The sequence below is a fragment of the Mycobacterium sp. E136 genome, from assembly GCF_001666865.1.
Classification (GTDB): Bacteria; Actinomycetota; Actinomycetes; order Mycobacteriales; family Mycobacteriaceae; genus Mycobacterium.
The window spans coordinates 1-26,445 of record NZ_LZJE01000319.1 but is presented as its reverse complement, the minus strand read 5'-3'; the positions used below and the strand labels follow the sequence as shown (position 1 = coordinate 26,445).

Genomic DNA, 26,445 nt, shown 5'->3' with positions numbered 1-26,445 from the left:
CCGGGCAGGGGGGGGGGGGGGGCCGGGCGGGCCGGTTATCTCGAGTACCTCGTCCCGATCATCCAGCGCAGCAGCACCTGCCGGTCCCCCAGCGACTCCGGGGTCTTCTCGGGAATGTCCTGGCGTTCGAACGTGTAGGGGGCGGCTAGGCGATAGGACCACATGTCACACCTCCACCGGGACGCTGCTCCAGCCCCACTGGAAGCTCGACGGCGGCCGGGACGCGGCCTCACCGTCGATGCGCCATCCGCCCACACGCTTGAGCCATTCGGTCACCATGATGCCGATCTCCAACCGCGCGAGGTGTACGCCGAGGCAGAAGTGTTGTCCGCGACCGAAAGCCAGCAGCCGTTCGATGGGGCGGTCCCAGATGAACGCATCGGGGTCGGGATACTCGCGATCGTCGCGATTGGCCGACGCCAGCAGCGTGATGATTCGCTGCCCCGGCTGCAGCGTGGTGTCGTGGATGGTGAACGGTTTGCGGACCGTGCGCGCAAACCATTGCGCCGGTGCGCAGTAACGGATCATCTCCTCGCGCGCGACGGGCACGTTGGCGTCGAGATCGCCACGCACGGCGGACAGCTGGTCGGGCCGAAGGCCCAGCTCCCACAGGCCGTGCGCGACGATCTTCGGCACCGTTTCCGTTCCGCCGATGAAGATCCCGAGCAGCTGGGTGGCCGCCTCGACGTCGTTGAACGCCGAACCGTCCGGCAGCCGGTACGCGATCAGGTTGTCGGCGATCGGATTCTCGCCCGGCGCGACCCTGCTGCGCTGGATGATCGGGACGAGGTACTCGAGATAACCGGGCCGCGCGTTGGCCACCTCCACCCCGCTGCCCGGTTGCGCCAGGCTTCCGGCGTTGACCGTCGCCAGCACATCGCTCGCCAAATCGACTGGAAGGCCGAGCAATTCGCACACCAGCGAGGCTGCGACGATACCGCCGTAGTCCTGGGTGAGGTCGAACGTGTTTCGCGGCAGCAGTTCGTCGAGGCGCTCGTTGGCGAGGGTCCGGATCCGGTCGGCGAGCTTACTGACCGACCTCGGCCGGAACGGGGCCGACGTACAGCGGCGCACGCTGTCGTAGATCGGCGCGTCGAAGTTCGCGTGGAATGGCATCGGGTGCAGCGCCGGATCGGCGACCGGGCCGTCGTTGCGGGTTCCGAGAACCGTTGCCGCGGGCAGGGTTCCCTCGGAGGCGACAAACGTGCCGTCGTTGACCTCCAGCACCCGCCAGATGTCCTCGAAGCGGGACAGGGCGTAGGTGTCCCACTTCTCGACGTAGTACACCGGATACCGGTCGCGCAGTATCCGGTAGTACGGTTGCGGATCGGCCATAACCGCCGGATCGAACGGATCGTAGGAGAACGTCTCGAGCACAGAAATGTTCATTGCAGCGGCGAGGGTGGTAGGGCCTGCAGGATCGAGTCTTCCCAGCCGTCGCGAAGCGCGGGCGCGACGCTCATCCATGTGACGATCTCGGCGGGCGGACTGTCCTTCCACGACGGGTAGTGGTTGGCGAAACAGTCCCAGTCGCCGTCGAGCGCCCAGTAATGGATGACCTCGTTGAAGCGGAACGTCGTGATGAACGAACCGAGCCAACGCTTTCCGGTGCGCTCCGACCACGGCACGTAGAGCCGTTCCAGCTCGCGGATGTAGTCGTCCTGGCGGCCCGGTTTGGTCTGCATGATCTCCTGGATCACCAGGCCCGCACCGAAGTTCGCCTCCTGGAGTTGTGCGAGCGTCCGGTTGTATTTGCCCGCGTACATGATGCGGCCCTCCCCGGAGGCGCCGGTCTCGGCGAGAAACGTCGACCACTTCGCCGCCGCTTCCTCATGGGTGCCGCCCCTGGCCTGCGCCTTACCGATGCGCGCATAGTCGGCGAACCTGTCGATCTCCCAGATGATCGTGACCTGCGGCCAGTGACCGTTGTACGGCGTCGTCTCCCACATCGCGAACAGCCGCGCACCGAGATCGGTCATCATCGGCTGGTAGACGTCGCTGAACACCTCTGTGAACCGGTCGGAGCGCCCGGATCCGAGAGCGATCGTCTCGTGGAGATAAAGCAGTGTGTGACCGTAATACTTCTTCATGACCTGCACCAGTTTGACAGTGACACCCTGCGAGCGTGACACTTGTCGCGTGTTTTGTAAAGGTGTGTGGCGATGAGCCTGACACCGCTTGCGAAGGGCTTCTGCTTCGGCGAGGGGCCGCGCTGGTTCGAGGGTCTGCTGTGGTTCTCCGACATGCTCGGCGAGGCCGTGCACACCGTCGACCTCAACGGCGACCTGACGGCGCTGCCGTTACCCGGGCACGCTCCGTCCGGCCTCGGGTTCCGCCCCGACGGGTCGTTGCTGATCTCCTCCACCGAATCGCGCGAGATCCTGCTCTACGACGGCGAGCACATCACCACGATCGCCGATCTGTCCGCGACGGTCCCGGCCCCCCTCGGCGACATGGTCGTCGACGACGACGGGCGCGCCTACGTCGGCTCACAGGCCCGCGAGGGTGGGGTGGTCGTGCGGCTCGATCCCGACGGCACCTCCACCGTCGTCGCCGACGACCTCGACTTCCCCAACGGCATGGCCATCACGCAAGACCGCGCGACGCTGATCGTCGCGGAGTCGACCGGACGCCGGTTGACCGCGTACTCCATCGCCGGCGACGGCGCGCTGTCCGATCGGCGGACCTTCGCCGACGGGCTGGACGGACCGCCGGACGGCATCTGCCTCGACGCCGAGGGCGGAGTGTGGGCCGCGATGACGTTGGCCCATCAGTTCGAGCGGATCATCGAGGGCGGCGTCGTCACCGACCGCATCGACATCGGCGATCGCACCGCAATCGCCTGCGCGCTTGGCGGTCTTGAGCGGCGCACACTGTTTCTCTTATCCAGCACCGACGCCTACCCGCAGCGGCTCAAGGGCACCAAGCGCTCGCGCGTCGATGCGATCACCGTCGACATACCGGGAGCCGGGATACCGTGAGCGATTCCTATTACGAGCTCATCGACGACGCCGATCCGCTCGGCGAGCGATTCCGCGCGACCGACCTGGTCCGCAGCACCTGGTCGGCCGCGATCCAGCACGGAGCCCCGGTGTCGGCCATCCTCGTGCGGGCGCTCGAAGGCTGCGAAGCCCGCGACGACACCCGCCTGAGCCGGGTGCTGATCGACCTGCTCGGCGGTGTGCCCGCCGAGGGCGACCTGTGGGTGCGGTCGCGAATCGAACGCTCGGGCAAGCAGATCGAGCTCGTCAGTTCCGAGCTGCTGGCCCAGCGTCCCGACGGTGACCCGCGGCCCGTCGCGCGCGCCAGCGGATGGCGGCTCAAGACCGTCGACACCGGCGCCGTGCAACACGCGCCGGCACCGACCCTGCGGCCGCTGTCCGAGGCGAAAAGCCGTGACATGAAGAAGGATTGGGACCGCAACTACGTGCACAGCCTCGACTGGCGGTGGCTGACCGAACCGTTGAGCGAGGGCCCAGGCGAGTCGTGGATCCGCCCCGAGGTCGATCTGGTCAAGGGTGAGACCATGACACCGCTCCAGCGGTTGTTCGCGGTGGCCGACGACGCGAACGGCATCGGCACCAAACTCGACATCCGCCGCTGGACGTTCATGAACACCGACCTCGTCGTGCATGTGCACCGGATCCCGGCGGGCGAGTGGATCGGCATCCGCGCGGAGACCAGCTACGGGCCGGACGGCATCGGAACCACGCTCGGCACGCTGTTCGACGAGGCCGGCGCGGTGGGCGCGATTCAGCAGTCGGTGCTCGTGCGACCGATGCCGGGGCGCTGATCAGGGCGTGCAGGCGCCGGTCGCGACCGGCGTGTGGGCCCGCGCACCGTCCGTCACCACTGTGGAGACCTGCTTGGCGGTGAGCACGAAACCGGTCTCGGGATCGTCGATGGCCGCGCCGAAGCTGATCCCGAGTACCCGGCCGTTCAGGTCGATGAGCGGTCCGCCCGAACCGCCGTGCCGGATCGGCCCTCTGATGACGTAGACCTCGCGATTGACCGTCGTGGTGCGGTAGATGTCCGGCACGAGAAGCTCCATCACCCTGCGGATGCGCGCCGGGGTGGCCACGAACGGCCCTCCGCCGGGATAGCCGAGCACCAGGACATCGGTGCCGGTGACTGCGGGGTGCTGGTCCAAGGGCAGCGTGGGAGCCTGCAGCTCGGGCACGTCGAGGACGGCGACGTCCATCGCCGGGTCGTAAACCACCACGGTGGCGGGTATTTCCCGATCACCGAGGAAGACGCTGACCGTGTCCGCACCGGCGACCGCGTGCGCGGCGGACAACACCCTGTTCGGCGCGACGACGACGCCGCTGCCGTCCACCGTCCTCGCGCACTGAAGCGCCTCGGTGTGGATACGGACCACACTGCGCGCCGCCTGCGTGACGACCGCGGCATCGGCCAGCGTTTCGTCGGGTGCGGCGACCGTGGTGATCGCGATCGGAGTCGGCTCCTGCGGGATGAGGTCGAACGATCCCCTGAGGGCACCGCAGCCGGTCACGCCGATCGCGACCAGGCATACCGCAAGCAACCTCGACCTCATTGCGGAAACGATAACTCCGCCGAGCCGGATTGGCGGCCAAGCCGCTCGACGCTAGTCGATCAGGCGCAAGGCGGCGGCCGGACACTGGGTCACGGCTTGGCGCATCCGCTCCCTGTCGGACTCGGGCCGCTCGGGCTCATGGATCAGCACGATGCCGTCGTCACGCACCTCGAACACTTCCTCGGCGATCGACTCGCAGATCCCGTGCCCGGTGCATCTGTCCAGATCGACTTCGACGCGCATGCCCAACTCCTAGCGAACGACGGCGGGTAGCCGTTTGACGCCGTGCACGAAACTGCTGTAGAGCAGGTCGGGTTCGCCGAACTCGATCGTCGTCAATCGGGTCAGCAACTCTCCGAACAGGTTTCGCAACTCCGTCTTGGCCAGCTGGCTGCCCAGGCAGAAGTGCGGACCGCCGCCGCCGAACCCGAGATGCGGGTTGGGTGAGCGCGACAGGTCGAACGCGCCGGCGTCGGGGAACACGGACTCGTCCCGGTTCGCCGAGCAGTAGAACAGCGCCACCTTGTCCCCGGCCTCGACCGGGTGGCCGTTGATTTCGGTGTCCTCGGTGACGAAGCGCGCGAACTGCAGCACCGGTGAGGCCCAGCGGACGAATTCCTCGACGGCCAAGCCGATCCGGCCGTCGAAGTCCTCCATCAACCAATCGCGTTGGGCCGGGTTGTCGACCAGCGCCATCATCGCGTGCGTCGTCGCCTGCTTGGTGGTGTCGTTGCCGGCCGAGGCCAACAGGATCAGAAAGGCGCCGATCTCCTCGTCCGTCAACCGGTGACCGTCGACCTCGGCGTTGACGATGCTGGTCATCAGGTCGTCGCCGGGGTGGGTGCGCCGGAACTTGGCCAACTCGACGCCCGTGTTCGACAACAGCGCGATCTGCGCGACGGGGTCGGCGAGGCGTTCGTCCTCGGTGGCGTACTCGTCGTCGCTCATTCCGAACAGCTTCTCCGCGGCGTAGGCGACAGCGGGCTGGTCGGCGCTGGGCACGCCGAGCATCTCCATGATCGTCAGCATCGGCAGCTGAGCCGAACACGCCGACACGAAGTCGACTTCGCCTGCGCCGACCAGGTTTTCGACGATGGTGACGGCGTTCTTGTGGATCTGTTCCTCGATCAGCCGCACGTTACGGGGGGTGAACGCCGAACTGATCAGCCGGCGGTACACGGTGTGCTGCGGCGGGTCCATGGTCAAGAAGAAGGAGGCGAAGCGCTGGATCTCGGCGGGCATCGGGTTCAGCGCGACGCCCTGCGCCGAGGTGAACAGCTCGGGATGTTGGCTGACGTACGCGATGTCCGCGCGCCGAGTCAACGCCCAGAATCCCGGCTCCTCCAGCTCGAACATGGAGGGCAGCGGTGGATGCCAGGTCAGCCCGTCCGCGGCGCGCAACCGCGCGAACGTCTCGTCGCGCACTGCGAACGGCCGGCTCCAGAACTCCTCGGACGTGATGTCGACAGCGCTGTATTCGCGGGCTGATGTCACCGATTCAGCGTGACACTTCGTCAAATGTTTGTAAAGCTAGTGCGGTGCCGGTAGCCGATGCAGATTCTTCGACGCGCGAACGCATTCTCGCCGCGACCGCAGAGGTGCTCGGCCGTCACGGCATGACCAAGCTCAGCCTTTCCGAGGTCGCGCTGGAGGCGCAGGTTTCGCGGCCCACGCTTTATCGCTGGTTCGCCTCGAAGCGCGACCTGCTCGACGCGTTCGTGGTGTGGGAGCGCCAGTACTACGAACGCGCCGTCGCCGAGGCCACCGCGGACGTGCCGCCGGGCGACCGCCTCGACGCGGCACTGCGGGTGATCGTCGACTATCAGCAGTCCTATCCGGGACTGCGCATGATCGACATCGAACCCGAACACGTGATCAAGCGCCTCGCACGGGTGATCCCGTTGATGCGACAACGGCTGGAACGGCTGGCGACCGGACCCGATCCCGGCCTGGCCGTGGCGACGGCGGTGCGGGTCGCGGTGTCGCACTATCTGGTGCGCAGCGACGACGACGCCGACTTCCTCGCGCAATTGCGCCACGCCGCGCGGGTCAAACCCCACGCGACTTGAGTTCGGCGAGGATCTCGTCGGTGTGCTGGCCCAATTTCGGGGCGGTTGAACGGGGCTCCCACGGCGTGCCCGCGAAGTCGGCCGGGGAGGCGACCATCGGCGCCGCGCCGTCTCCGTCGGGGACATAGACGATCCCGCCGGCGGCGTGGAACTGATCGTCGGCGACGACGTCCTCCAGCGAGTTGATCGGCGCCCAGAAGAAGTCCGGCTCCTCGGCGAAGATCTCCGCCCATTCGGCGAGGGGTTTCGAAGCGAAGATCTCGTCGAGTTCGGCGATGAGTTCGACCGCGTTGACGGCTCGCGCCCGCGGGGTGTCGAAGCGCGGATCGGTCAACCACTCGGGGCGCCCGACCGCGCGGCACAGCGGCGGCCAGTGCCGCCCGGCCTCCAGCCCCACGATCCAGAAGCGGCGCCCGTCGGCGGCCGTGTAGTTGTTCATGCAGGGGTTGCCCATCGTCTCGCGCTGACCGATCACGATCGAATTGCCGGTCAGCAGAAAGGTGTTGAGGTCAAAGCTCACCGTGTAGGCGCCCTGGCGGTACAGCGACGTGCTGACCAGCTGGCCCTCGCCGGTGCGGCCCCGCGCGACCAACGCCGCGCAGACCGCGGCGGCCAGCGTCATGCCCGCGGCGTGGTCGCCCATCCCGCCGCGCTGAAACGGCGGGGTCTGGCCGGGCCGGGTCAGCAGGTGCGCCAGACCCGCCCGCGCCCAGAAGGCCGCGACGTCGTAGGCCGCGCGGTCGACATCCGGCCCTTTCTCGCCGTAGCCGGTGATCAACCCGTAGACCAGCCGCGGGTTGTGTGCGGCGACCGCCGCGAAGTCCAGCCCCATGCGCGTCAGCGCGCCCGGCCGCATGTTGGTGAGGAAAACGTCTGCGCCAGAGAGCAATTCGCGGGCCGTGGCGCGGCCGTCGGCCGTCGTCAGGTCGAGCACGATGCTGCGCTTGCCGCGGTTGTCCATCTCGAACGGCGGGCTCACGTCGCCCTCGACGCCCAGCATCTTGCCGAACAACCGCGCCGGATCGCCGGTCGGTGGTTCGATCTTGACGACGTCGGCGCCCCAGTCGGCGAGGATCCCTCCGGCCGCCGGCCCGGCCACCCAGACGCCGAGTTCGACCACACGCACACCCTCGAGCGGACCCGCCATCGACACCTTCTTTACATTTATCCGCAAATTTGTAAACTGGCGTGGTGAAGCACGCTGCGCCGGTGGTCGGCCTGGCCGCACATCTGGGCCGCGGGGTACAACGTATCGCCACCGACGCCGCAATCGGTCGTCTCCGGTCACTTCCACGGTCCGTGTCCGAACTGGATGCGACTGCCGTGTCGCGGATCATCGGCCGTCAGGTGACCGCGGTGTCAGTGCTCAGCGGCGACGCCGGCACCTCGTCGCGGGCCCGCCTCGCCCTCACCGGCGACGACGTACCGCCGACCGTGTTCGTCAAGCTGGCCGCCGAGACCGTCGCCACCCGCCTGATGGGCGAGATGGGCCGGTTGGGCGCCACCGAAACGCGCTTCTACCGCGAACTCTCGCCGCGGCTGTCCGGCCTGCCGGCATGTCAGGGCTCAGCGTTCGATTCGGTGACCGGTCGCTACGTGCTGGTTCTGGAGGATCTGCCCGCCGACGAGTGCGAATTCCCCGACACCCTGCACCCGATCGGCGCGGACCGGGCCGCGAAGGTCGTCGAACTTCTCGCGAAACTGCATGCGACCTTTTGGAATCAGGTGCCCGACTGGCTCTACACCGCGTCGGGCGACACTGCCTCGCTGCTCACCGGCCCCCTACTCAAGACGTCGGCGCGCCGCATCGCCGAGCGCACCGACATCGACGTCGACGTCGCCTCCGGACGCTTCATCGACGAGAACTACCGCGCCGTGGCCCGGCTCATCGACGAGCCGCCGCACACGGTCATGCACGGCGACGCCCATCCGGGCAACGTCTACTTCCGCAACGGCGAGGCCGGGCTGCTGGACTGGCAAGCGGTCCGGCGCGGGCATCCCAATCGCGAGCTGGCATACACACTGGTCACCAGCATGACGCCGGCTGAGCGCCAAGCACACCAAGGTGAGCTGCTCGACGTCTACCGCCGCGCGTTGGCCGCATGCGGCGGACCCGAACTCGACCGTGGCGAGCTCTGGGACCGGTACCGGCAAGGCGCGCTCTACGCCTACGTCGCCGCGCTGATCACCGCAGGCATGGGCGGTATGCAGGACGAGGGCATCGCGCTCGAGGGCCTGCGCCGGGCGGTCGCGGCGCTACAAGATCTCGACACTGTCGCCGTACTACAGAAGTCGGTGTGAGGAACGATCTACGCTTGCCCCGTGAACGAACCGCTGCGCGACGCACTCGGACCCGAGGACACCTCGACGCGGCACCGGATCCTCGTCGCGACCTCGGAGGTGCTCGCCCGAAGCGGCCAGACCAAGCTCAGCCTGTCGGAGGTCGCGCTGCAGGCCGGGGTGTCCCGGCCCACGCTCTACCGCTGGTTCGCCTCCAAGGGAGAACTGCTCGACGCGTTCGGGGTCTACGAGCGCGACCTGTTCGACAACGGCATCAGCAAGGCCACGGCCGGTCTTCGGGGCGCCGAGAAGCTCGACGCCGCGCTGCGGTTCATCGTCGAGTACCAGCACTCGTATTCCGGTGTGCGGCTGGTCGACATCGAGCCCGAGGTCGTCATCTCGCAGTTGACGAAGATCATCCCCGTCATGCGGGCGCGCCTGCAGAAGCTGCTGAGTGGCCCGAACGCAGCGGTCAAGGCGGCCACCGCAATTCGCGTCGCCATCTCGCACTACATCGTGCGCAGCGACGACGACGACCAGTTCCTCGCGCAGTTGCGGCACGCGACTGGCATCAAGCCACAGGGCTAGATACTTCGGCTCCGCCGAAGGGCTGACACTTGCGCAAAAATTTGTAAAGCTGTCCGCATGACTCAGGTTGAGACCGATACGGGTGTGCTGGCCGGCGACGAGCGGATGCTGATCGACGGCGAGCTACAGAGCACGGCCAGCGGCGCGACGTTCGACGTGATCCATCCGGCCAGCGAGGAGGTCGCGGGCCGGGCCACCGACGGCACGGTCGAGGACATGGCGCGCGCCGTCGGCGCCGCCCGCCGAGCCTTCGACGAGACCGACTGGTCCCGCGACCTCGACTTCCGCTACCACTGCCTGACCCAGCTGCACGAGGCCCTCGAGCGCAATAAGGAGCGGTTGCGCCGCGTCCTGATCACCGAGGTGGGCTGCCCGGTGTCGGTGTCCGGCAGCCAGATCGAGAGCCCGATCGACGAGGTCAAGCACTGGGCCGAGCACGGCCGCAACTTCGAGTACCTGGTCGACAACGGTGTGCACGAGACCCCGCTGGGCCCCGCCCGGCGCAAGATCCACTACGAGCCGGTCGGCGTGGTCGGCGCCATCACGCCGTGGAACGTGCCGTTCTACCTCAACGTCGCCGAGACCGTGCCCGCTCTGATGGCCGGAAACACCGTCGTCCTCAAGCCGGCGCAGCTGACGCCCTGGTCGGGCAGCGAGTACGGCCGCATCGTCGCCGAGGAGACCGACATCCCGGCCGGGGTGTTCAACGTGGTGGTGTCCAACGCCAACGAGGTCGGTGCGGCGCTGTCCGCCGATCCGCGCGTCGACATGATCACCTTCACCGGCTCGACGGCCACTGGCCGGGCGATCCTGGCCGCGGGTGCAGCGACTGTGAAGAAGACGCTGTTGGAACTCGGCGGCAAATCGGCCCACATCGTGCTCGATGACGCCGATTTCAACTCCGCGCTGTCGATGGCGGCCATGATGGCGTGCGTGATGAGCGGCCAGTCCTGCATCCTGCCGAGCCGGATCCTGTTGCCGCGCAGCCGCTATGACGAGGGCATCGACATCCTCAAGACGATGATGGAGAGCTTCCCCGTCGGGGATCCGTGGACGCCGGGCAACATGCAGGGGCCGCAGATCAGCGAGACCCAACGCCAGAAGGTGCTCGGCCTGATCAAGAGCGGTATCGACTCGGGGGCGCGACTGGTCACCGGCGGCGGCATTCCAGAGAACCTGCCGAAGGGCTACTACACGCAGCCGACACTGCTCGCCGACGTGGACCCGAATTCACAGGTGGCGCAGGAAGAGATCTTCGGACCGGTGCTGACGGTCACGCCGTACGACACCGACGACGAGGCGGTCGCGATCGCCAACAACACGATCTACGGTCTCTCCGGCGAGGTCAGCGGCGCCGACGTGGACCGCGCGTTCGCGGTGGCGTGCCGCATGCGCACCGGCAACGTGACGATCAACGGCAAGAGCCACTTCGGCATCAACAGCCCGTTCGGCGGCACCAAGCAGAGCGGGCTGGGCTACCGCAACGGCGAAGAGGGCTACAAGGAGTACCTCGAGGCCAAGACGATCGGCATGCCCGACCAATGAACGATCGGCGGGTCCGCGACGAACTCGAGATCGCCGCGCTGCTGCATCGCTACGCCCGGGCGGTCGACACCAAGGACTGGGAGCTGTACCGGTCGGTGTTCACCGACGACGCGCACATCGACTACTCGTCGGCCGGTGCCGTCGTCGGGAGCCGCGACGAGGTGGTGGACTGGTTCGCCGCGAATTTCGGTGTGATCCCGTGGAGCATGCACCACATCACGAACGTCGAGGCCGACATCGACGGTGACAGCGCGCGGGTGCGGGCGATGTTCTACAACCCGATGCAGTTGCCGGGCATGACCGATCCGAGCTTCTGCGGCGGCTACTACCACCACGAACTCGTGCGCACCGCCGACGGGTGGCGCAGCCGCCGCCTGCTCGAGGAGAACGTCTGGTTCACCAACAAGCCGGGCGGCTAGAACTCGTTGAGTCTGCGGCCAGGGCGCACTTCCGGCGTGGAATCGCACCCTACGCGCAGAGTCAACGCGGCCAACTAGCCCTGCGCGGCCAATTGTCCGCAGGCAGCGGCGATTTCGCGGCCACGCGTGTCGCGCACGGTGCACGACACGCCACGCTCGCGCACCCGTCGAACGAACTCGCGCTCGGCCAGTTTGGGGCTGGCGTCCCATTCGCTGCCAGGTGTCGGGTTCAGCGGGATGACGTTGACGTGCGCCAGCGGGCCCAGCGCGCCGTGCAGCTTCTTGCCCAAAAGGTCTGCGCGCCAAGGCTGGTCGTTGACATCGCGGATCAACGCGTACTCGATCGACACCCGACGGCCGGTCAGGTCCGCGTAGTAGCGCGCCGCGTCGAGCGCCTCGGACACCTTCCACCGGTTGTTCACCGGGACCAGCGTGTCGCGCAGTTCGTCGTCGGGGGCGTGCAGTGACAGCGCCAGCGTGACGCCGAGTCGTTCGTCGGCGAGTTTGCGGATCGCCGGCGCCAGCCCGACCGTCGACACGGTGACCGAGCGGGCCGAGATGCCGAAGCCGTTTGGAGCGGGAGCGGTGATGCGTCGCACCGCGGCGAGCACGCGGTTGTAATTGGCGAGCGGCTCCCCCATGCCCATGAACACGATGTTGGACAGCCTGCCGCCACGGGCCGCGGGCGCGATCCCGTCACCGTCACGGTCACGCAGTTCCACCGCGGCGGCGCGTACCTGCTCGAGGATCTCAGCCGTCGACAGGTTGCGCTTGAGCCCGCCCTGACCCGTCGCGCAGAACGGACAAGCCATTCCGCACCCGGCCTGCGACGAGATGCAAACGGTGTTGCGTTGGGGGTAGCGCATCAGCACCGACTCGAATGTGGTGCCGTCGACCGCACGCCACAGCATCTTGCGCGTCTCGCCCGCATCGGTCTCGATCTCGCGCACCGCGTCGAGAAGCGTCGGGAACAGTGCGTCGGCGACCTGATCGCGCACACCCGCGGGCAGATCGGTCATCTGGCGCGGATCGGCGATCAACCGTCCGTAGTACTGGTTGGCCAGCTGTTTCGCGCGAAATGTCGGTAGACCGAGGTCCTTCACCGCCGCGGCACGATCCGATTCGTCGAGGTCGGCGAAATGCCGCGGCGGCATGGCGCGGCGCGGCGCGTCGAAGACGAGCGGCAGAGAAGTGGGCATGTGCGCACCAGTATCCCACTTCCAGCGACCCAGAAATTAATTCGCCAACGGTGGCGTTGGTCGCCACCATGGGATCCGTGCCTCGCCCCACCATGCCGCTGTGCGCCGCGGCGCCGCTGACGTTCTTCTATGCGTTGGGCTATCCCGTTGGTGCGCTTGCTGTTTCGGTGATGTCTCCGATGGTGGTGCTGGTGTTCAGGTTCGGTCTGGCCGCCGCCATTCTGTCTGGATGGGCAGCGGCCGCCCGCGTGACGTGGCCCACAGGACGCGCGCTGGTGCATGTGCTCATCAGCGGATTGCTCGCTCAGGGCGTGCTGTTCTCGTGCCTGTACCTGGCGCTGCTGCACGGCGCGCCGGCGGTGCTGGGTGCCGTAATCATCTCGATGAATCCCGTGGTCACCGCGGTGTTGGCGGCGATGTTCCTCGGCGAGGGCATGACGCTGGCGCGGGTCGGCGCGTTGGCGCTGGGCGTCGCGGCGGTGCTGGCGGCCTGCGCGGGACGGTTGATTGCGGTCGGTGGCGTCGACACGGCAGTGCTGTTGATCCTCGTGTCCCTGTTCGCGGTGGCCGCGGGCGGCGTCTACCAGCAGAAGTTCTGCTCCGGGGTCGATTTCCGGGCGACGGCGGCGCTGCAGAACGCCGCGTGCGTGTTGCCCGTCGTCGTGCTGGCCGCCGTCACCCCGTGGTCGGTGACCGACCCGTGGAAAGCCGCGGCGACGGTCGCGGCGGTGGTGCTCCTGAACGCCGTGCTGTCGATGACGCTGTACGTGCGCGGAATCAACGAATACGGCGCCGCGACCGTCGCGATGTTGTTCACGGTCATACCCGCGGTGGCCGGGCTGTTGTCGTGGCTGATGCTCGGCCAGCGGCCCGACGTCGGCGTCGCGGTCGGCCTCGCGGTCGGCGCCGCGGCCTGCTGGCTCAACGCCACCGATGCGCGCCGGCGCCGCCAGCGTTCCGTCGCCTCGCCGACGGTCAGCGTTCGACACAGCGACCCCGCGACGTCGACTCCCGCCGGCTGAACCTCAGATGAGGGCGTGCCGGTGCTCCTCCTGTGGTTCACCGGCGACCGTGGCGAACACGTCGAGCGCCGTGGCCAACGCATCGCGTTGGGTCGGCGACATCTCTCGGAGGATCCGGCGGATCGCGATGCGGCGGTGATGAACGACGCGATCGATCAGCGCCTGCCCATCCGGGGTGAGCGTCAACGCGATGTTGCGCCGGTCGGCGGGGTCGTCCCGGCGGTCGACCATGCCGATCTTGAGCAGCCGATCGCAGATCCGGCTGGCGTTTGACGCGCTCACCTGCAGGCCCGCCGCCACCGCCGCGAGATTGACGGCCCCGCGGGTCGCAATCATCATCATCACCCGCAGCTGAGGCACGGTCACCAGGTCATCGACGGTCGAGATCGATGCTGCCGTGATGCCAACGAGAGCCCGTGACGCCCTCATCACCGACTCCACCTGCTCGTTCGTCACACCAGTGCCGCGACCGGCCATCTTTCCTCATTCCATGTTCGGGAATATTTATCGAACCGCAATTATTCTTGGTTTGCAATTACTGTGCACCGGCAAGTCTTGATTTCATGCAGGCATTGACGGTACGGCCGGGCAAGGCGGACACGCTCGCCGTAGACGACGTCGACGAACCCAGTCCCGGCCCGGACGAACTACTGGTAGACGGCCTGGCCATCGGTGTGTGCGGGACCGACAAAGAGATCGCGGGCGGACAGTACGGCTGGGCGCCCCCCGGCCGGGACACGTTGGTGATCGGACACGAATCCCTGGGCCGGGTGGCGACCGCGCCGCCCGGCGCATCGTTCTCACCCGGCGACCTGGTGGTCGGCGTGGTGCGCAGGCCCGACCCAGTGCCGTGCCGGGCCTGCGCCCACGGCGAGTTCGACATGTGCCGCAACGGTCGCTACACCGAACGCGGGATCAAGGAGATGGACGGCTACGGCAGCCAAAGATGGTGCGTGAAAACCGATTACGCGATGCGCATCGACGACCACCTGCGCGACGTCGGGATGCTGATGGAGCCCACCACGGTGGTGACCAAGGCATGGGAGCAGGTTCGGCGGGTGGGCCAGCGGGCCTACTTCGAACCCGAACGGGCGCTGATAACCGGCGCGGGCCCGATCGGGCTACTGGCGGCCCTGCTGTCCGTGCAGTCCGGACTCGACACCCACATCCTCGACCGCGTCACCGACGGACCCAAACCCGCAATCGCCGAGGCGCTCGGTGCCACCTACCACCACGATGACATCGACGACGTCGCATCCCGGCTGCAGCCCGACGTCGTGATCGAGGCGACCGGTGCCGGACCGGTCGTCTTCGGAGCCATCGCGAACACCTCGGCGTACGGCGTCGTCTGCCTGACTGGAGTCTCCCCGGCCGGGCGACGCCTCAAGATCGACGCGGGCGCCATCAACCGCGAGTTGGTGCTGGAGAACGACGCGGTCGTCGGATCGGTGAACGCTAACCTGCGCCATTACCGGCAGGCCGCAGACGCATTGGCCAAGGCCGACAAAAACTGGCTGGCAAGCCTCATCACCCGGCGGGTGCCGCTGCACCGCGCCGCTGACGCCTTCACGGCCCAACCCGACGACGTGAAGGTGGTCATCACCCTCGACGACGCGAGCTGACATGGCCGAGATCGAGGACTACGCGCTGATCGGGGATCTGCAGACCGCAGCCCTCGTGGATCGCAGCGGAGCCATCGACTGGTTGTGCCTCCCGCACTTCGACTCACCGGCCTGCTTCGCGGCTCTGCTCGGTGGGGCCGAGGCAGGCACCTGGCTGATGGCGCCGGCGGGCAGCGGGCCTGCCACGCGACGGCACTACCGCGACGACGCATTGATCCTTGAAACAGAATGGGACACCGCGGACGGAAGCGTTCGTCTGATCGATTTCATGCCACCGCGCGGCGTGGCCGCCGACGTCGTCCGCATCGTCGAGGGCGTGCGCGGCACCGTTCCGATGGCGATGACCCTGTGCCTGCGCTTCGACTACGGCCACGTGGTGCCCTGGGTACGACGCCGCGACGGAGGCCTGTCGGCGATTGCGGGGCCGGATGCGGTGTGGCTGCGCACACCCGTCCCCACGCATGGGCGGGACCTGACGACGGTCGCGGAGTTCACCGTCACCGAGGGGCAGCGCATACCGTTCGTGCTCACTCACCAGCTCTCTCATCTGTCGGCACCGCAACCGGTCGACGCCGAGCAGGCGCTGGCAGAGACCGAACGCTGGTGGAGCGCGTGGATGGCGCAATGCAGCTACACCGGATCTTGGCAACCTGAGGTGCGCCGGGCGTTGATGCTGCTCAAGGCCCTGACTTTCGCTCCCACCGGCGGCATCCTCGCCGCGGCCACCACGTCATTGCCCGAACAACTCGGCGGGCCGCGCAATTGGGATTACCGCTACTGCTGGCTGCGCGACGCCACCTTCACCCTGCAGGCGCTGCTCGGCACGGGTTTCGTCGACGAGGCGCGCGCGTGGCGCGAATGGCTGGTGCGCGCGGTGGCCGGCGACCCCGCCGATCTGCAGATCATGTACGGCGCCGACGGACGGCGACGGCTACCCGAGTTCGAACTCCTCTGGCTGGCCGGTTACGAGAACTCGAGCCCGGTGCGGGTGGGCAACGCCGCCGCGGCCCAGCTCCAACTCGACGTGTGGGGCGAGGTGCTCGACGGGTTGCACCTGGCCAGGGACAGCGGGCTGCCGACCGACGACACCGCCTGGGACGTCCAGCGCGCACTTCTGGATTTTCTCGAAGGCAATTGGCAGCGGTGCGACTACAGCCTCTGGGAGATCCGTGGGCCTGCACGTCATTTCGTGCATTCGAAGGTGATGGCGTGGGCCGGTGTCGATCGTGCGGTACGCACCGTGGAGAACCATCAGCTCGAGGGCCCGCTGTCACGGTGGCGAGCCCTGCGCGACGAGATCCATGCCGACGTCTGCGACCACGGCTACAACGCGCAGCGCGGTTGCTTCACTCAGTCATACGGCTCCGACCACCTGGACGCAGCGCTCTTGCTGCTGCCGCGTGTCGGCTTCCTCCCCTACGACGATCCGCGCATCGTCGGCACGGTCGAAGCGGTGCAGAAGGAACTCTGCTGTGACGGGCTGCTTTTGCGCTACCTTCCGGAACGAAGCGACGACGGCCTCCCGGGCAGTGAAGGCGCCTTCCTGGCGTGCAGCTTCTGGCTCGTCGACGCGCTCTGCGGCATCGGCCGCCCCGACGAAGCCACCGCGCTCTTCGAGCGGCTTCTGAAACTCCGCAACGACGTCGGACTGCTCAGCGAGGAGTACGACCCGAAATCCGGTCGCCAGCTCGGCAATACACCACAGGCCTTCAGCCTTGTCGGGCTGATCAACAGCGCCCGGCAACTCAGCGGGCACCACACCACGACGTCCGCACACCACCGGCAACAGCATCCCCACTCGACGGCACGACAGTGAAGGGAGACGACGATGCCCCCACCCCACGCACCTTCACACCGCAACTACCGACGATGACCGCTCCGCGGACGCAGTTGGTCGAGGTCAGCCTGAACTGGTCGCGGTATCGCAGCGGCCGGTGGCTGATCGTCGCCGAGGGGTTGGCGTGCACCGCCGTCGGAGGCGCCGCTGCCATAGGACACCTCGCCCACGAATCTCGTTCGGAGACCGGGATATCCGTATTCGGGCTGCACATCTCCCCCGTCGAGAGCCTCGTCCTGGCGGTGTTCGGTGTGCTGGCCGTGGTGGCGGCGTTACGACGGGGCACGGCGGTGGCTCTGAGCGCGATCGGTGTCGTCGGCGGCATGACGATGGTGATCGTCACCTCCGTGGCGGCCGTACACCACGCCGACGGACCGATGGGCTTCGAGTTCGGCGACATCCTGCTCTCCGGTCTGCTCGGCGCCTACAACCTGGCAGTGCTCATGTGGCTCTGTTCGGACGCCGTGGAGGGAAAGGTGTGGCGATACCGACGCAGACCCGCGGCGACCGGGTCGAGGGGTCGCCGACGGAGACTCAATTAATTCCCAGGAAGCAATCGTTGCTGCACAGCAAATAAAAGCGTAGGACGGAGATAACGCCCCGTCCACGGATCCAACCGAGAAGGAGCAGCCATGACCGACCAAACCGTTGCCGACTACCTGCTCGAACGGTTACGCGCCTGGGGTGTGCGCCACGTGTTCGCATATCCGGGGGACGGGATCAACGCGACCCTGGCCGCCTGGGCCCGCGCCGGCGACGAGCCCCAATTCGTGCAGTCCCGCCACGAGGAGATGAGCGCCTTCGAAGCGGTCGGATACGCCAAGTTCGGCGGCGCGAAATTCGGCGTCTGCATGGCGACGTCAGGCCCCGGGGCGGTACACCTGCTCAACGGCCTCTATGACGCCAAGCTCGACCACGTGCCGGTGGTCGCCATCGTCGGGCAGACCAATCGCAGCGCGATGGGCGGTTCCTACCAACAGGAGATCGACCTACTGAGCCTCTACAAGGACGTCGCCTCTGACTACGTGCAGATGGTGACCGTGCCCGAGCAGCTTCCCAACGTCCTGGACCGGGCGATCCGGACCGCGGTCGCGAGGCGTTGCCCCACGGCCCTGATCATCCCGGCCGATGTGCAGGAACTCCCCTACAGCCCACCGCAACACGCCTTCAAGATGGTGCCGTCGAGTCTGGGTGTCGACTGGCCGGCGGTCACCCCCGACGACGCGGCGATCGCGCGGGCCGCCGAAATCCTCAATGCCGGAACGAAGGTCGCGATGCTGGTCGGCAACGGCGCCCGCGGCGCGCAGGCCGAACTGGCCGAGACCGCTGAACTGCTCGGCGCCGGAGCCGCCAAGGCCCTGCTCGGCAAGGATGTGCTGCCCGACGAACTGCCGTGGGTGACCGGGGCCATCGGCCTGCTGGGTACTCGGCCCAGCTACGAGCTGATGCGTGACTGCGACACGTTGCTCACGATCGGATCGAGCTTCCCCTACACCCAGTTCCTTCCCGACTTCGGACAGACCCGCAGCGTGCAGATCGACATCGATCCGACGATGATCGGAATGCGCTATCCCTACGACGTGAACCTGGTGGCCGACGCGAAATCCGCTCTGCGGAGCCTCATTCCGCGTCTACAGCACAAATCCGACAGGTCGTGGCGGTCCACGATCGAAACGAACGTCAGCCGTTGGTGGGAGACCATGGCCAAGGAAGCGGCCGTCAATACCGACGGCGTGAACCCGCTGCGCCTGTTCTCCGAACTCTCCGCACAGCTCCCCGGCAACGCGATCGTCACCGCCGATTCCGGATCCGCCGCCAACTGGTATGCGCGGCAACTGCGCTTCGGGCCCGGCGTGCGCGGTTCGTTGTCTGGAACGCTGGCGACCATGGGTCCGGGTGTCCCCTACGCCATCGGCGCCAAGTTCGCCCACCCCGACCGGCCGGTCATCGCGCTCGTCGGCGACGGCGCCATGCAGATGAACGGCCTGGCAGAGCTCATCACGATCAAGCACTACCACCAGCAGTGGGGGGACCGGCGCCTGATCGTGGCGGTGCTGCACAACAACGACCTCAACCAGGTGACCTGGGAGATGCGTGCGATGAACGGTTCGCCGAAATTCGCGGCGTCACAGACGCTTCCGGATGTCGACTACGCCGCCTTCGCCGCCGGCCTCGGTCTCGAAGCGCACACCGTCCGCGACCCCGACGGGCTCGCCGACGCCTGGCGTTCGGCGCTCTCGGCCGACCGGCCGACGGTGCTCGACGTGCACACCGACCCCAACATGCCGCCCATCCCGCCGCACGCCACGTTCGAACAAGCCAAGGCCACCGCCACCGCGGTGCTCAAGGGTGACGAGGACAGTCGCGGCTTCATCAAGCAGGGCCTCAAGACCAAGGTGCAAGAGTTCATGCCGCACGCACGCTCATGATCACCGACGACGCCGTTCGTACCGTGATTCCCGCTGCGACCGTCGATGCCCTGCATGTTGCGGCGTACCACATCCCCACCGACACGCCGGAGGCCGACGGGACCCTGGCCTGGGACCACACCACGCTGGTGGTGGTCACCGCCGACTGCGGCGACATCACCGGTACGGGCTGGACGTACGGACATCCGGCCTGCACCGACGTCATCACGCGTAGCCTCGCCAGTCATGTTCTGGGCCGGGATGCGCTCGACGTCGCGGCCGCGTTCGACGCCATGGCCAAGGCTGTGCGCAACATCGGACGCAGCGGCGTTGCGGGACAGGCACTTTCCGCGGTCGACGTGGCGCTGTGGGACCTCAAGGCCCGAGTCCTTGGCATCCCGCTGCACCGACTACTCGGCGCAGTCCGCGACAGCGTTCCCGTCTACGGGAGTGGCGGGTTCACCACGTATGGCCCCCACCAGATGCGGGACCAACTGCTCGGCTGGGTGCGTGATCACGGCATCACCCGCGTGAAGATCAAGATCGGCCAGTCGTGGGGCACCCGCACGAGGCGCGACGTATCGCGGATGCGTCAGGCCCGGGCCGCGATCGGCGATGAGATCGCACTGATGGTCGACGCCAACGGCGGCTATACCGCCAAACATGCCGTGCGGTTGATGTCCGAGGTCGCCGACCTCGAGATCACCTGGCTGGAAGAGCCCGTCTCATCCGATGACGTCTCAGGCCTGCGTGCCGTGCGTGAAGCGGTCGACGCCGATGTCACCGCGGGCGAATACGGCCATCGGCTGGCCGATTTCGTGCCGTTGTGTTCCGCAGTCGACTGCCTGCAGATCGACGCGTCGCGGTGCGGCGGGATCACCGAATGGCAGCGGGTGGCCGCACTCGCCGCCGCACACCACCTCGACGTGTCGGCGCACTGCGCGCCGTGGCTGCACGCCGCGGTCGGCGCGGCAACACCCAATCTGCGACACCTCGAGTGGTTTCACGATCACGCCCGTATCGAGACCCGCTACTTCGACGGCGCCACGTCGCCGATCGACGGGGCGATCCGCCCCGACCCGGCCAGCCCGGGACACGGCCTGACCGTACGCAGTCCGGACCTCGAGCCCTACCGCGTCAGCTGAAAGCGATACCGCCACATGAGCCCTTCCTCACTGCTCTATTCCACGCTCGCCGCCGAGTTGGACCGCCGCATCGCCGGTGAGGTCCGATTCGACCCCGGCTCGCGGGCGGCTTACTCCACCGACGCCTCGAACTACCGTCAGGTCCCTATCGGCGTCGTCGTGCCGCATACGCCTGACGATGCGGTCGAGGCCATCGCGGTGTGCCGCGACAACGACATTCCCGTCCTGTCGCGAGGTGGCGGCACCAGCTTGGCGGGTCAGTGCTGCAATGCCGCCGTCGTGCTCGACTGGAGCAAGTACTGCACCCGTATCCGCGCCATCGATGTCGACAGGGGCACGGCGGTGGTCGAACCCGGCATCAAGCTCGACGTTCTCAATGACAACCTCGCCGACACCGGATGGATGGTGGGCCCGAAACCGTCCACACATGTCAGTTGCACCATCGGCGGGATGATCGGCAACAACTCGTGCGGCTCGACCGCGCAGGCGTACGGAAAGATGGTCGACTCGGTTCGCGCCCTTCAGATTTTGACCTACGACGGCGTCCAACGTTGGGTCGGTCCGACCGACGACCGCGACATCGACCGGATCATCGCCTCGGGAGGACGGCTCGCCGAGATCTACGGTGGGCTGCGGTCGGTCGTCACCGAGTTCGGGGATGACATTCGCAGCCGCTACCCCCACATTCCACGGCGGGTGTCGGGATACAACCTGGACAGCCTGTTGCCCGACAACGGCTTTGACCTGGCGAAGGCATTGGTCGGAAGCGAGAGCACGCTCGTCACCGTGCTGTGCGCCGAGATCGACCTGGTTCGCCGCCCCGCCGCGAGCGCGCTGGCAATACTCGGCTTCGACGACATCGCCACCGCCGCCGACGCCGTGCCGGCCGTGCTCGAGCACGAACCCGCGGCGCTGGAAGGCCTCGATCAACGGCTGGTCGAACTCGAGCATTCACGGCGGTTGGCCGAACAGGCCCTCAATCAGCTTCCCCGCGGCGGCGGTTGGCTGATGGTGCAAGTGGACGGAGAAGATCAGGATCAGGCCGACCACCGCGCCAAGGCGATGATCGAGGCCGTGCAGGCCGCGGCCGACTGCGACGCCAGGATCGTCAGCGATCCGGTACACAAGAAGCAGGTGTGGGCGGCCCGGGAAGCCGGACTGGGCGCGACGGCCTATCCCCCGGTCGGACCCGAGACGCATGAGGGTTGGGAGGATGCGGCGGTCCCGCCGCACAGGCTGGGTGATTACCTGCGCGACTTTCAGGCCCTGCTCGACCGCTACGGCTACGGAACATCCTCGCTCTACGGACATTTCGGCCAGGGTTGCGTGCACACCCGGATCCCGTTCGATCTGCGCACCGCCGACGGCATCGCCGCCTACAGACGGTTCGCCCACGACGCCGCGCACCTCGTCGTCGACTACGGCGGGTCGCTGTCCGGGGAACACGGAGACGGCCAGTCGCGCGGCGAACTGTTACCGATCATGTTCGGCCAACGCGTCGTTCGCGCGTTCGAGAAGACCAAGGCGCTCTTCGACCCCGACAACCGGATGAACCCGGGGAAGGTCGTCAAACCGTATCGGCTCGACGACAACCTGCGATTCGGCACCGGGTATCTCCCGATCGAGCCGGCGACGGCATTCGCGTACCCCGATGACGGGCACCGCTTCTCGCACGCCGCCGCACGGTGCGTCGGTGTCGGGAAGTGCCGGGGTGACGAGTCCGGCGTGATGTGTCCGAGCTATCGCGCCACCGGAGAGGAACACCATTCGACCCGTGGGCGGGCGCGGTTGCTGTTCGAGATGCTGCAGCGAGACGTCATCCCCGACGGCTGGGCGTCCACCGAGATCCGCGACGCCCTCGATCTGTGCCTGGCGTGCAAGGGGTGTCTGAGCGACTGCCCGGTCAACGTCGACATGGCAACCTACAAGGCGGAGTTCCTTTTTCACCACTATCACCGTCGACTGCGTCCGATGGCCCACTACACCATGGGATGGATACCGCTGTGGGCTCGCATGGCCGCGGTCGCACCTCGAGCCGTCAACGCCGTGACCCACATGCCGCGCCTGGACGAGGCCGTCAAGGCCGTCGGCGGGATCGATTCGCATCGCGACCTCCCGCGGTTCGCGGCGCAACGATTCACCCGCTGGTGGCGTGATCAGCCGTTGCGAACAGACGGACGCGAGGCGGTCGTCCTGTTCGCCGACACCTTCACCAACAACTTCGATCCGGGCATCGGTCGCGACGCCGTCGAGGTCCTCCAATCGGCCGGCTTCACCGTCACCGTTCCCGGTCGATCACTCTGCTGTGGGCTCACATGGATCTCGACCGGCCAACTCGGTGTCGCGAAGAAGGTTCTGACACGAACGCTGCGCGCCCTGCGGCCAGCGCTGCGCACCGGCACTCCGGTCGTCGTGCTCGAACCCAGTTGCGCGGCGGTGTTCCGCTCCGATGCGACAAACCTGTTGAACGGCAACGAGGATGCGCATCGACTCGCCGAACAGACCTACACGATCGGTGAACTTCTGCACCGCAAGGCAGGCGACTGGGACCCTCCGCGCGTCGGAGGCCGCGCGGTCGTGCAGCCGCACTGTCACCAGCACGCCGTACTGCACTACGCCGACGAGAAAGCGATTCTCGAGGATGCCGGTGTCGACGCCCAGGTGCTCGACGCCGGATGCTGCGGCCTTGCCGGGAATTTCGGCTTTCAGCGCGGACATCATGACGTATCGGTGGCGTGCGCCGAGGACAAACTGTTACCCGCATTACGCGAAGCGGACCCCGAGACGATGGTGCTCGCCGACGGATTCAGCTGCCGAACGCAGATCCGCGACCTGATGGAGAACCGCACCCCGCGTCACACCGCTTCCGTCCTCGCCGAGGCCCTACGAGATCGAAAGGAGAAACAATGACCCTCACCTTGTCCGACGACGATCGGGCCACCCGACCGACGGCCGCTGCGCCGGTCACTGAGGCCGAACGCCTGCGGGTGCAAATCGCTCAGCTGCAGGACAAGCTCACCGGCCTGCCCGTGATCGAACAGGCCAAAGGGATGCTGATGCAGACGTTCGGCCTCAGTGGCGAGCAGGCGTTCGACCTCCTTCGCGTGCTCTCTCAGGTGAGCAACGTCCGGGTCCGTCAGGTTGCGGGGTGCGTCGTCGAGATCTGGACCCGGTGTGGGCCGCGGCCCGACTTCGACGCCGCGACCGAATTCCTGGTGACGGTGCGGGAGCGGCTGCGCGCGACCGCCGGGCCTGCGGGCGGGAAGTGAACCCGCCTCAGCGCGCGGTCGCCTCGCCGATGGCGGACATCATGCGGGCCAACTCCCCGGCGACGTCGGGTCCGGCCGGCTGATACACCAGTTCGGTGACGCCGCCAGCGGCATACTCGCTCACCCGCGCACGCAATTGCTCCGGGGTTCCGCTGAAGGTGAACTGCGGCAGGAGATCTGCGGCCAGCCCGACCGCTTCCTCGTCGACCTTCGTCAACCGCACCAGGTGGCCCTCGTGTGTGACGAGATGTCGTTCGGCGGGTGGGATCGCCTCGATCGCCGACACCCATTCGCGCCCGCCCGGGAATTCGGCCAGCGCCTCGGCGCCCATCCGTTCGTACATCGCGTGGAACACCACCGCGAGACCGTGTCCGGCCCGGTTCAACACGTTCGGGCTGGCGAGGTCTTCACCGTCGTCGAGGACGGTGCCGAACTGCAGCAGGGCGTAGGGCCGGCCCGCGGCGGCCGGGTTGTGCACCCCGGCGGCGAAGACGCCGTCACCGACGCGTTCGGCGACGGCTGTGCCCTTCGGGCCGTCGGCGCCGATCAGGACTTCGAAGTCCACCGGCCGGTCGGCGACGAATCCGTCGGTGTGCAGCATCCGGATCGCTGCGCCGTCCCATTGGACGGTCTCCCCGCGCAGCAGGCCCAGCAGCGCCGTGACGTACTCCTCGACGTACGCCCAGCGCAGGGGTTTCTTCCCGAGGGTGTAGCGGCCGGTGAAGCCGGAGCCGACCGCGACCGCGACGCGCCCGGGCGCGAGGGCCGCCAGGTTGGCGAGCGCCGCGGCGTTGGTCATCGGGTGACGCAGGCTCGGCACGAGCACACCCGGGCCGAGCCCGATCCTCGAGGTGCGCTGCGCCGCCAGTGCCAGCGCGACCCAGACATCGGAGGTGATGGCCGGCGAGTCGTAGAGCCATGCCCGGTGATAACCGAGACGTTCGGCTTCGACGACGAGGTCGGGTGAATCGAGGTTGGTGACGAGCGCGCACGACAGCTTCACGCTCGGCACGCTATCGCGCTGAGCAGGCCGAAAGGGTCAAGATGACGGTGACGGCTGCGGCTGCCACGCCGTGACGCGCGGCAGCCATCGCGGCACGTTGCGCCGGTAGGTCAGGTACTCCTCACCGAAGCGCTCGGCCAGATGCGGCTCCTCCCACAGCTGGATGGCGGTCGTGAGCATCACGAAAAAGGTTGCGGCCCAGAGCAATAACCATCCCGACGCCGCGATCGCCGCCTCCCCGAGCATGATTGCGACGACCCCGCTGATCATCGGGTTGCGGACGTGCCGATACGGCCCGTGCACGACCAGGTTGATCGGCTGACCCATCACGTCGTTGATGCCGAGCGTGCCCTTGCCCAACCGGTCGAACAGATACACGGTCCACAGCAGCATCCCCACGCCGCCGGTGACCAGCAGGCACCCGACGATCAGCAGGCCGATGGTCAACGGCGAGTCGTAGTCCGGCAGTCGAATGTCGGCCCAACTCACGATCAAGGCCGGGATGAACACCGTCATCGTCACGGGTGCAACGAGAAACGACAGCGCGTGGCGCCACCACAGCCGACGGTTCCGTGTCTCGGTCATCGGATCCTCCTTGTTTCATCAACAGACGTTGAAGAATCGACGCTACGCCGCCGGATCACTTACATCAACACGTGTTGAAGTATTCTGGGCCGGTGACGGAGAAGAAGCGCGCGGGCCGCTGGCGCACCGGCCGGGAGAGCAAACAGCGCATCGTCGACGCGGCGAGGAAGACTTTCATGCGCGACGGTTACGAGCGCGCCACCGTGCGCCGGATCGCCGCCGATGCGGGTGTCGACGTCGCGATGGTGTACTACTTCTTCGGCAACAAGGAGGGGCTCTTCGGCGCCTCCGTGCTCACCGGACCGCAACACCCACTGTTCCAGCTGGATGAGCTCCTCGACGACGGCACCGACGACGTGGGCCGTCGGCTGGTGCGTGGCTTCCTCGAGCGGTGGGACGAAGGTGGCGCGTTCGAACCACTGTTGACGTTGTGGCGGTCGGCGGCGATACAACCCATGGCGCGCAAGGTGTTACACGACGCACTCGCCGGCCCGATGGCCGAGCGGGTCGCCGCAGAGTTCGGCGTCGACGATGCCGAGCTACGGGCGGAACTCGTGGCCAGCCATCTCATGGGGCTGGCCTTCGCGCGCTACCAACTCAAGATCGAGCCGATGGCTTCGACGTCGGTCGACGACCTGGTGACGTTCGTCGGTCCCACCGTCGAGCGCTATCTGACCGCGGATTAAGCCAGCAGGGTCAGGACGATCCAGCCGGCCACCGCCGAGGGAAGCATGGCGTCGATGCGGTCCATGATGCCGCCGTGCCCGGGCAGCAGCGTGCCCATGTCCTTGATTCCGAGGTCGCGTTTGACCTGCGACTCGACCAGGTCGCCGAGCACACCGGTGATCACGAGCATGAGCCCGAGCGGCACGCCGACCCAGGCCGGCTTGTCGAGCAGG

General features: G+C 67.4%; 27 protein-coding genes. 16 read left to right on the top strand and 11 right to left on the bottom strand.

Annotated features, from left to right (window positions below):
* Positions 1 to 165: 165 nt before the first annotated feature.
* Positions 166 to 1,389 carry a cytochrome P450 gene (locus A5698_RS21370; RefSeq protein WP_068300797.1) on the bottom strand — a complete coding sequence of 408 codons (1,224 nt, stop codon included), beginning with the start codon at positions 1,387 to 1,389 and terminating at the stop codon, positions 166 to 168.
* Entirely contained in the window at positions 1,386 to 2,090 is a 705-nt protein-coding gene (locus A5698_RS21365) for an NIPSNAP family protein (RefSeq protein ID WP_068300813.1), read from the bottom strand. The genes A5698_RS21370 and A5698_RS21365 overlap by 4 nt, the downstream gene beginning before the upstream one ends.
* Positions 2,091 to 2,162: 72 nt before the next feature.
* On the opposite strand from A5698_RS21365, the gene A5698_RS21360 reads away from it, so the two are divergent.
* Positions 2,163 to 2,981: an SMP-30/gluconolactonase/LRE family protein gene (locus A5698_RS21360; protein ID WP_068300794.1), complete on the top strand. Its 819-nt coding sequence runs from the start codon at positions 2,163 to 2,165 to the stop codon at positions 2,979 to 2,981.
* Positions 2,978 to 3,793 carry a thioesterase family protein gene (locus tag A5698_RS21355; protein ID WP_068300791.1) on the top strand — a complete coding sequence of 272 codons (816 nt, stop codon included), beginning with the start codon at positions 2,978 to 2,980 and terminating at the stop codon, positions 3,791 to 3,793. Before A5698_RS21360 ends, A5698_RS21355 begins: the two co-directional genes overlap by 4 nt.
* Here the strand turns inward: A5698_RS21355 and A5698_RS21350 are convergent, their stop codons facing one another.
* From A5698_RS21350 to A5698_RS21340, 3 genes are read right to left on the bottom strand one after another with little or no spacing between them, the layout of a single operon-like run.
* Positions 3,794 to 4,555: a MarP family serine protease gene (locus A5698_RS21350; RefSeq protein WP_068300789.1), complete on the bottom strand. Its 762-nt coding sequence runs from the start codon at positions 4,553 to 4,555 to the stop codon at positions 3,794 to 3,796. It abuts the gene before it with no gap.
* A gap of 51 nt (positions 4,556 to 4,606) precedes the next feature.
* A complete protein-coding gene (locus A5698_RS21345) occupies positions 4,607 to 4,798 on the bottom strand; it encodes a ferredoxin (RefSeq protein ID WP_067084708.1) in 192 nt (63 codons plus the stop codon).
* A 9-nt stretch (positions 4,799 to 4,807) separates the two neighbouring features.
* Positions 4,808 to 6,049: a cytochrome P450 gene (locus tag A5698_RS21340; protein ID WP_156670841.1), complete on the bottom strand. Its 1,242-nt coding sequence runs from the start codon at positions 6,047 to 6,049 to the stop codon at positions 4,808 to 4,810.
* A gap of 44 nt (positions 6,050 to 6,093) precedes the next feature.
* On the opposite strand from A5698_RS21340, the gene A5698_RS21335 reads away from it, so the two are divergent.
* A complete protein-coding gene (locus tag A5698_RS21335) occupies positions 6,094 to 6,624 on the top strand; it encodes a TetR/AcrR family transcriptional regulator (RefSeq protein ID WP_231967484.1) in 531 nt (176 codons plus the stop codon).
* Here the strand turns inward: A5698_RS21335 and A5698_RS21330 are convergent.
* Entirely contained in the window at positions 6,605 to 7,771 is a 1,167-nt protein-coding gene (locus A5698_RS21330; protein ID WP_068300807.1) for a CaiB/BaiF CoA transferase family protein, read from the bottom strand. The genes A5698_RS21335 and A5698_RS21330 overlap by 20 nt on opposite strands.
* A gap of 44 nt (positions 7,772 to 7,815) precedes the next feature.
* Between A5698_RS21330 and A5698_RS21325 the strand changes: the two genes are divergently transcribed.
* Genes A5698_RS21325 through A5698_RS21310 form a run of 4 tightly spaced genes read left to right on the top strand, consistent with a single transcriptional unit; the run spans position 7,816 to position 11,456 of the window.
* Positions 7,816 to 8,925 (top strand): phosphotransferase, encoded by a 1,110-nt coding sequence (locus A5698_RS21325; RefSeq protein WP_068300806.1) that lies wholly within the window; start codon positions 7,816 to 7,818, stop codon positions 8,923 to 8,925.
* A 21-nt stretch (positions 8,926 to 8,946) separates the two neighbouring features.
* Positions 8,947 to 9,492: a TetR/AcrR family transcriptional regulator gene (locus A5698_RS21320; protein WP_067084697.1), complete on the top strand. Its 546-nt coding sequence runs from the start codon at positions 8,947 to 8,949 to the stop codon at positions 9,490 to 9,492.
* Between the two features lie 57 nt (positions 9,493 to 9,549).
* Complete coding sequence (locus A5698_RS21315; protein ID WP_068300785.1) at positions 9,550 to 11,037, top strand: aldehyde dehydrogenase family protein; 1,488 nt, start codon at positions 9,550 to 9,552, stop codon at positions 11,035 to 11,037.
* Complete coding sequence (locus A5698_RS21310; protein ID WP_068300783.1) at positions 11,034 to 11,456, top strand: nuclear transport factor 2 family protein; 423 nt, start codon at positions 11,034 to 11,036, stop codon at positions 11,454 to 11,456. The genes A5698_RS21315 and A5698_RS21310 overlap by 4 nt, the downstream gene beginning before the upstream one ends.
* Positions 11,457 to 11,530: 74 nt before the next feature.
* Here A5698_RS21310 and rlmN read toward each other — a convergent pair whose 3' ends face one another.
* Positions 11,531 to 12,655 (bottom strand): dual-specificity RNA methyltransferase RlmN, encoded by a 1,125-nt coding sequence (rlmN, locus tag A5698_RS21305; RefSeq protein WP_068300782.1) that lies wholly within the window; start codon positions 12,653 to 12,655, stop codon positions 11,531 to 11,533.
* A 68-nt stretch (positions 12,656 to 12,723) separates the two neighbouring features.
* On the opposite strand from rlmN, the gene A5698_RS21300 reads away from it, so the two are divergent.
* Positions 12,724 to 13,677: a DMT family transporter gene (locus tag A5698_RS21300; RefSeq protein ID WP_068300803.1), complete on the top strand. Its 954-nt coding sequence runs from the start codon at positions 12,724 to 12,726 to the stop codon at positions 13,675 to 13,677.
* 3 nt (positions 13,678 to 13,680) lie between these two features.
* On the opposite strand, the gene A5698_RS21295 is transcribed toward A5698_RS21300, so the two are convergent.
* Positions 13,681 to 14,154, bottom strand: a complete 474-nt coding sequence (locus tag A5698_RS21295; protein ID WP_068300780.1) for a MarR family winged helix-turn-helix transcriptional regulator — start codon at positions 14,152 to 14,154, stop codon at positions 13,681 to 13,683.
* A gap of 86 nt (positions 14,155 to 14,240) precedes the next feature.
* Between A5698_RS21295 and A5698_RS21290 the strand changes: the two genes are divergently transcribed.
* The 7 genes from A5698_RS21290 (at position 14,241) to A5698_RS21260 (ending at position 23,958) form a co-directional block, all read left to right on the top strand.
* On the top strand, positions 14,241 to 15,299 hold the full coding sequence (locus A5698_RS21290) for a glucose 1-dehydrogenase (RefSeq protein ID WP_068300778.1): 1,059 nt from the start codon (positions 14,241 to 14,243) through the stop codon (positions 15,297 to 15,299).
* A 1-nt stretch (position 15,300) separates the two neighbouring features.
* Positions 15,301 to 17,115, top strand: coding sequence for a glycoside hydrolase family 15 protein (locus A5698_RS21285; RefSeq protein ID WP_068300776.1), 1,815 nt, complete (start codon positions 15,301 to 15,303; stop codon positions 17,113 to 17,115).
* Between the two features lie 53 nt (positions 17,116 to 17,168).
* Positions 17,169 to 17,678, top strand: coding sequence for a hypothetical protein (locus A5698_RS21280; protein ID WP_156670840.1), 510 nt, complete (start codon positions 17,169 to 17,171; stop codon positions 17,676 to 17,678).
* A gap of 90 nt (positions 17,679 to 17,768) precedes the next feature.
* Complete coding sequence (locus A5698_RS21275; protein ID WP_068300772.1) at positions 17,769 to 19,565, top strand: thiamine pyrophosphate-requiring protein; 1,797 nt, start codon at positions 17,769 to 17,771, stop codon at positions 19,563 to 19,565.
* The gene (locus tag A5698_RS21270) at positions 19,562 to 20,689 is read left to right on the top strand and encodes an enolase C-terminal domain-like protein (RefSeq protein ID WP_084792553.1); all 1,128 of its coding nucleotides are present in this window, start codon (positions 19,562 to 19,564) and stop codon (positions 20,687 to 20,689) included. Before A5698_RS21275 ends, A5698_RS21270 begins: the two co-directional genes overlap by 4 nt.
* Before the next feature lie 15 nt (positions 20,690 to 20,704).
* Positions 20,705 to 23,599, top strand: a complete 2,895-nt coding sequence (locus A5698_RS21265; protein ID WP_068300770.1) for an FAD-binding and (Fe-S)-binding domain-containing protein — start codon at positions 20,705 to 20,707, stop codon at positions 23,597 to 23,599.
* Positions 23,596 to 23,958, top strand: a complete 363-nt coding sequence (locus A5698_RS21260) for an ANTAR domain-containing protein (protein WP_068300768.1) — start codon at positions 23,596 to 23,598, stop codon at positions 23,956 to 23,958. Before A5698_RS21265 ends, A5698_RS21260 begins: the two co-directional genes overlap by 4 nt.
* 7 nt (positions 23,959 to 23,965) lie before the next feature.
* Here the strand turns inward: A5698_RS21260 and A5698_RS21255 are convergent, their stop codons facing one another.
* Positions 23,966 to 24,961: an LLM class flavin-dependent oxidoreductase gene (locus tag A5698_RS21255; protein ID WP_068300766.1), complete on the bottom strand. Its 996-nt coding sequence runs from the start codon at positions 24,959 to 24,961 to the stop codon at positions 23,966 to 23,968.
* Between the two features lie 36 nt (positions 24,962 to 24,997).
* Positions 24,998 to 25,546, bottom strand: a complete 549-nt coding sequence (locus A5698_RS21250; protein ID WP_068300764.1) for a methyltransferase family protein — start codon at positions 25,544 to 25,546, stop codon at positions 24,998 to 25,000.
* A gap of 92 nt (positions 25,547 to 25,638) precedes the next feature.
* Between A5698_RS21250 and A5698_RS21245 the strand changes: the two genes are divergently transcribed.
* Positions 25,639 to 26,232 (top strand): TetR/AcrR family transcriptional regulator, encoded by a 594-nt coding sequence (locus A5698_RS21245; protein WP_068300762.1) that lies wholly within the window; start codon positions 25,639 to 25,641, stop codon positions 26,230 to 26,232.
* On the opposite strand, the gene A5698_RS21240 is transcribed toward A5698_RS21245, so the two are convergent.
* Positions 26,229 to 26,445: phosphatidate cytidylyltransferase (locus A5698_RS21240; RefSeq protein WP_197506850.1), on the bottom strand; the 217-nt coding region annotated here is incomplete at its 5' end. The genes A5698_RS21245 and A5698_RS21240 overlap by 4 nt on opposite strands.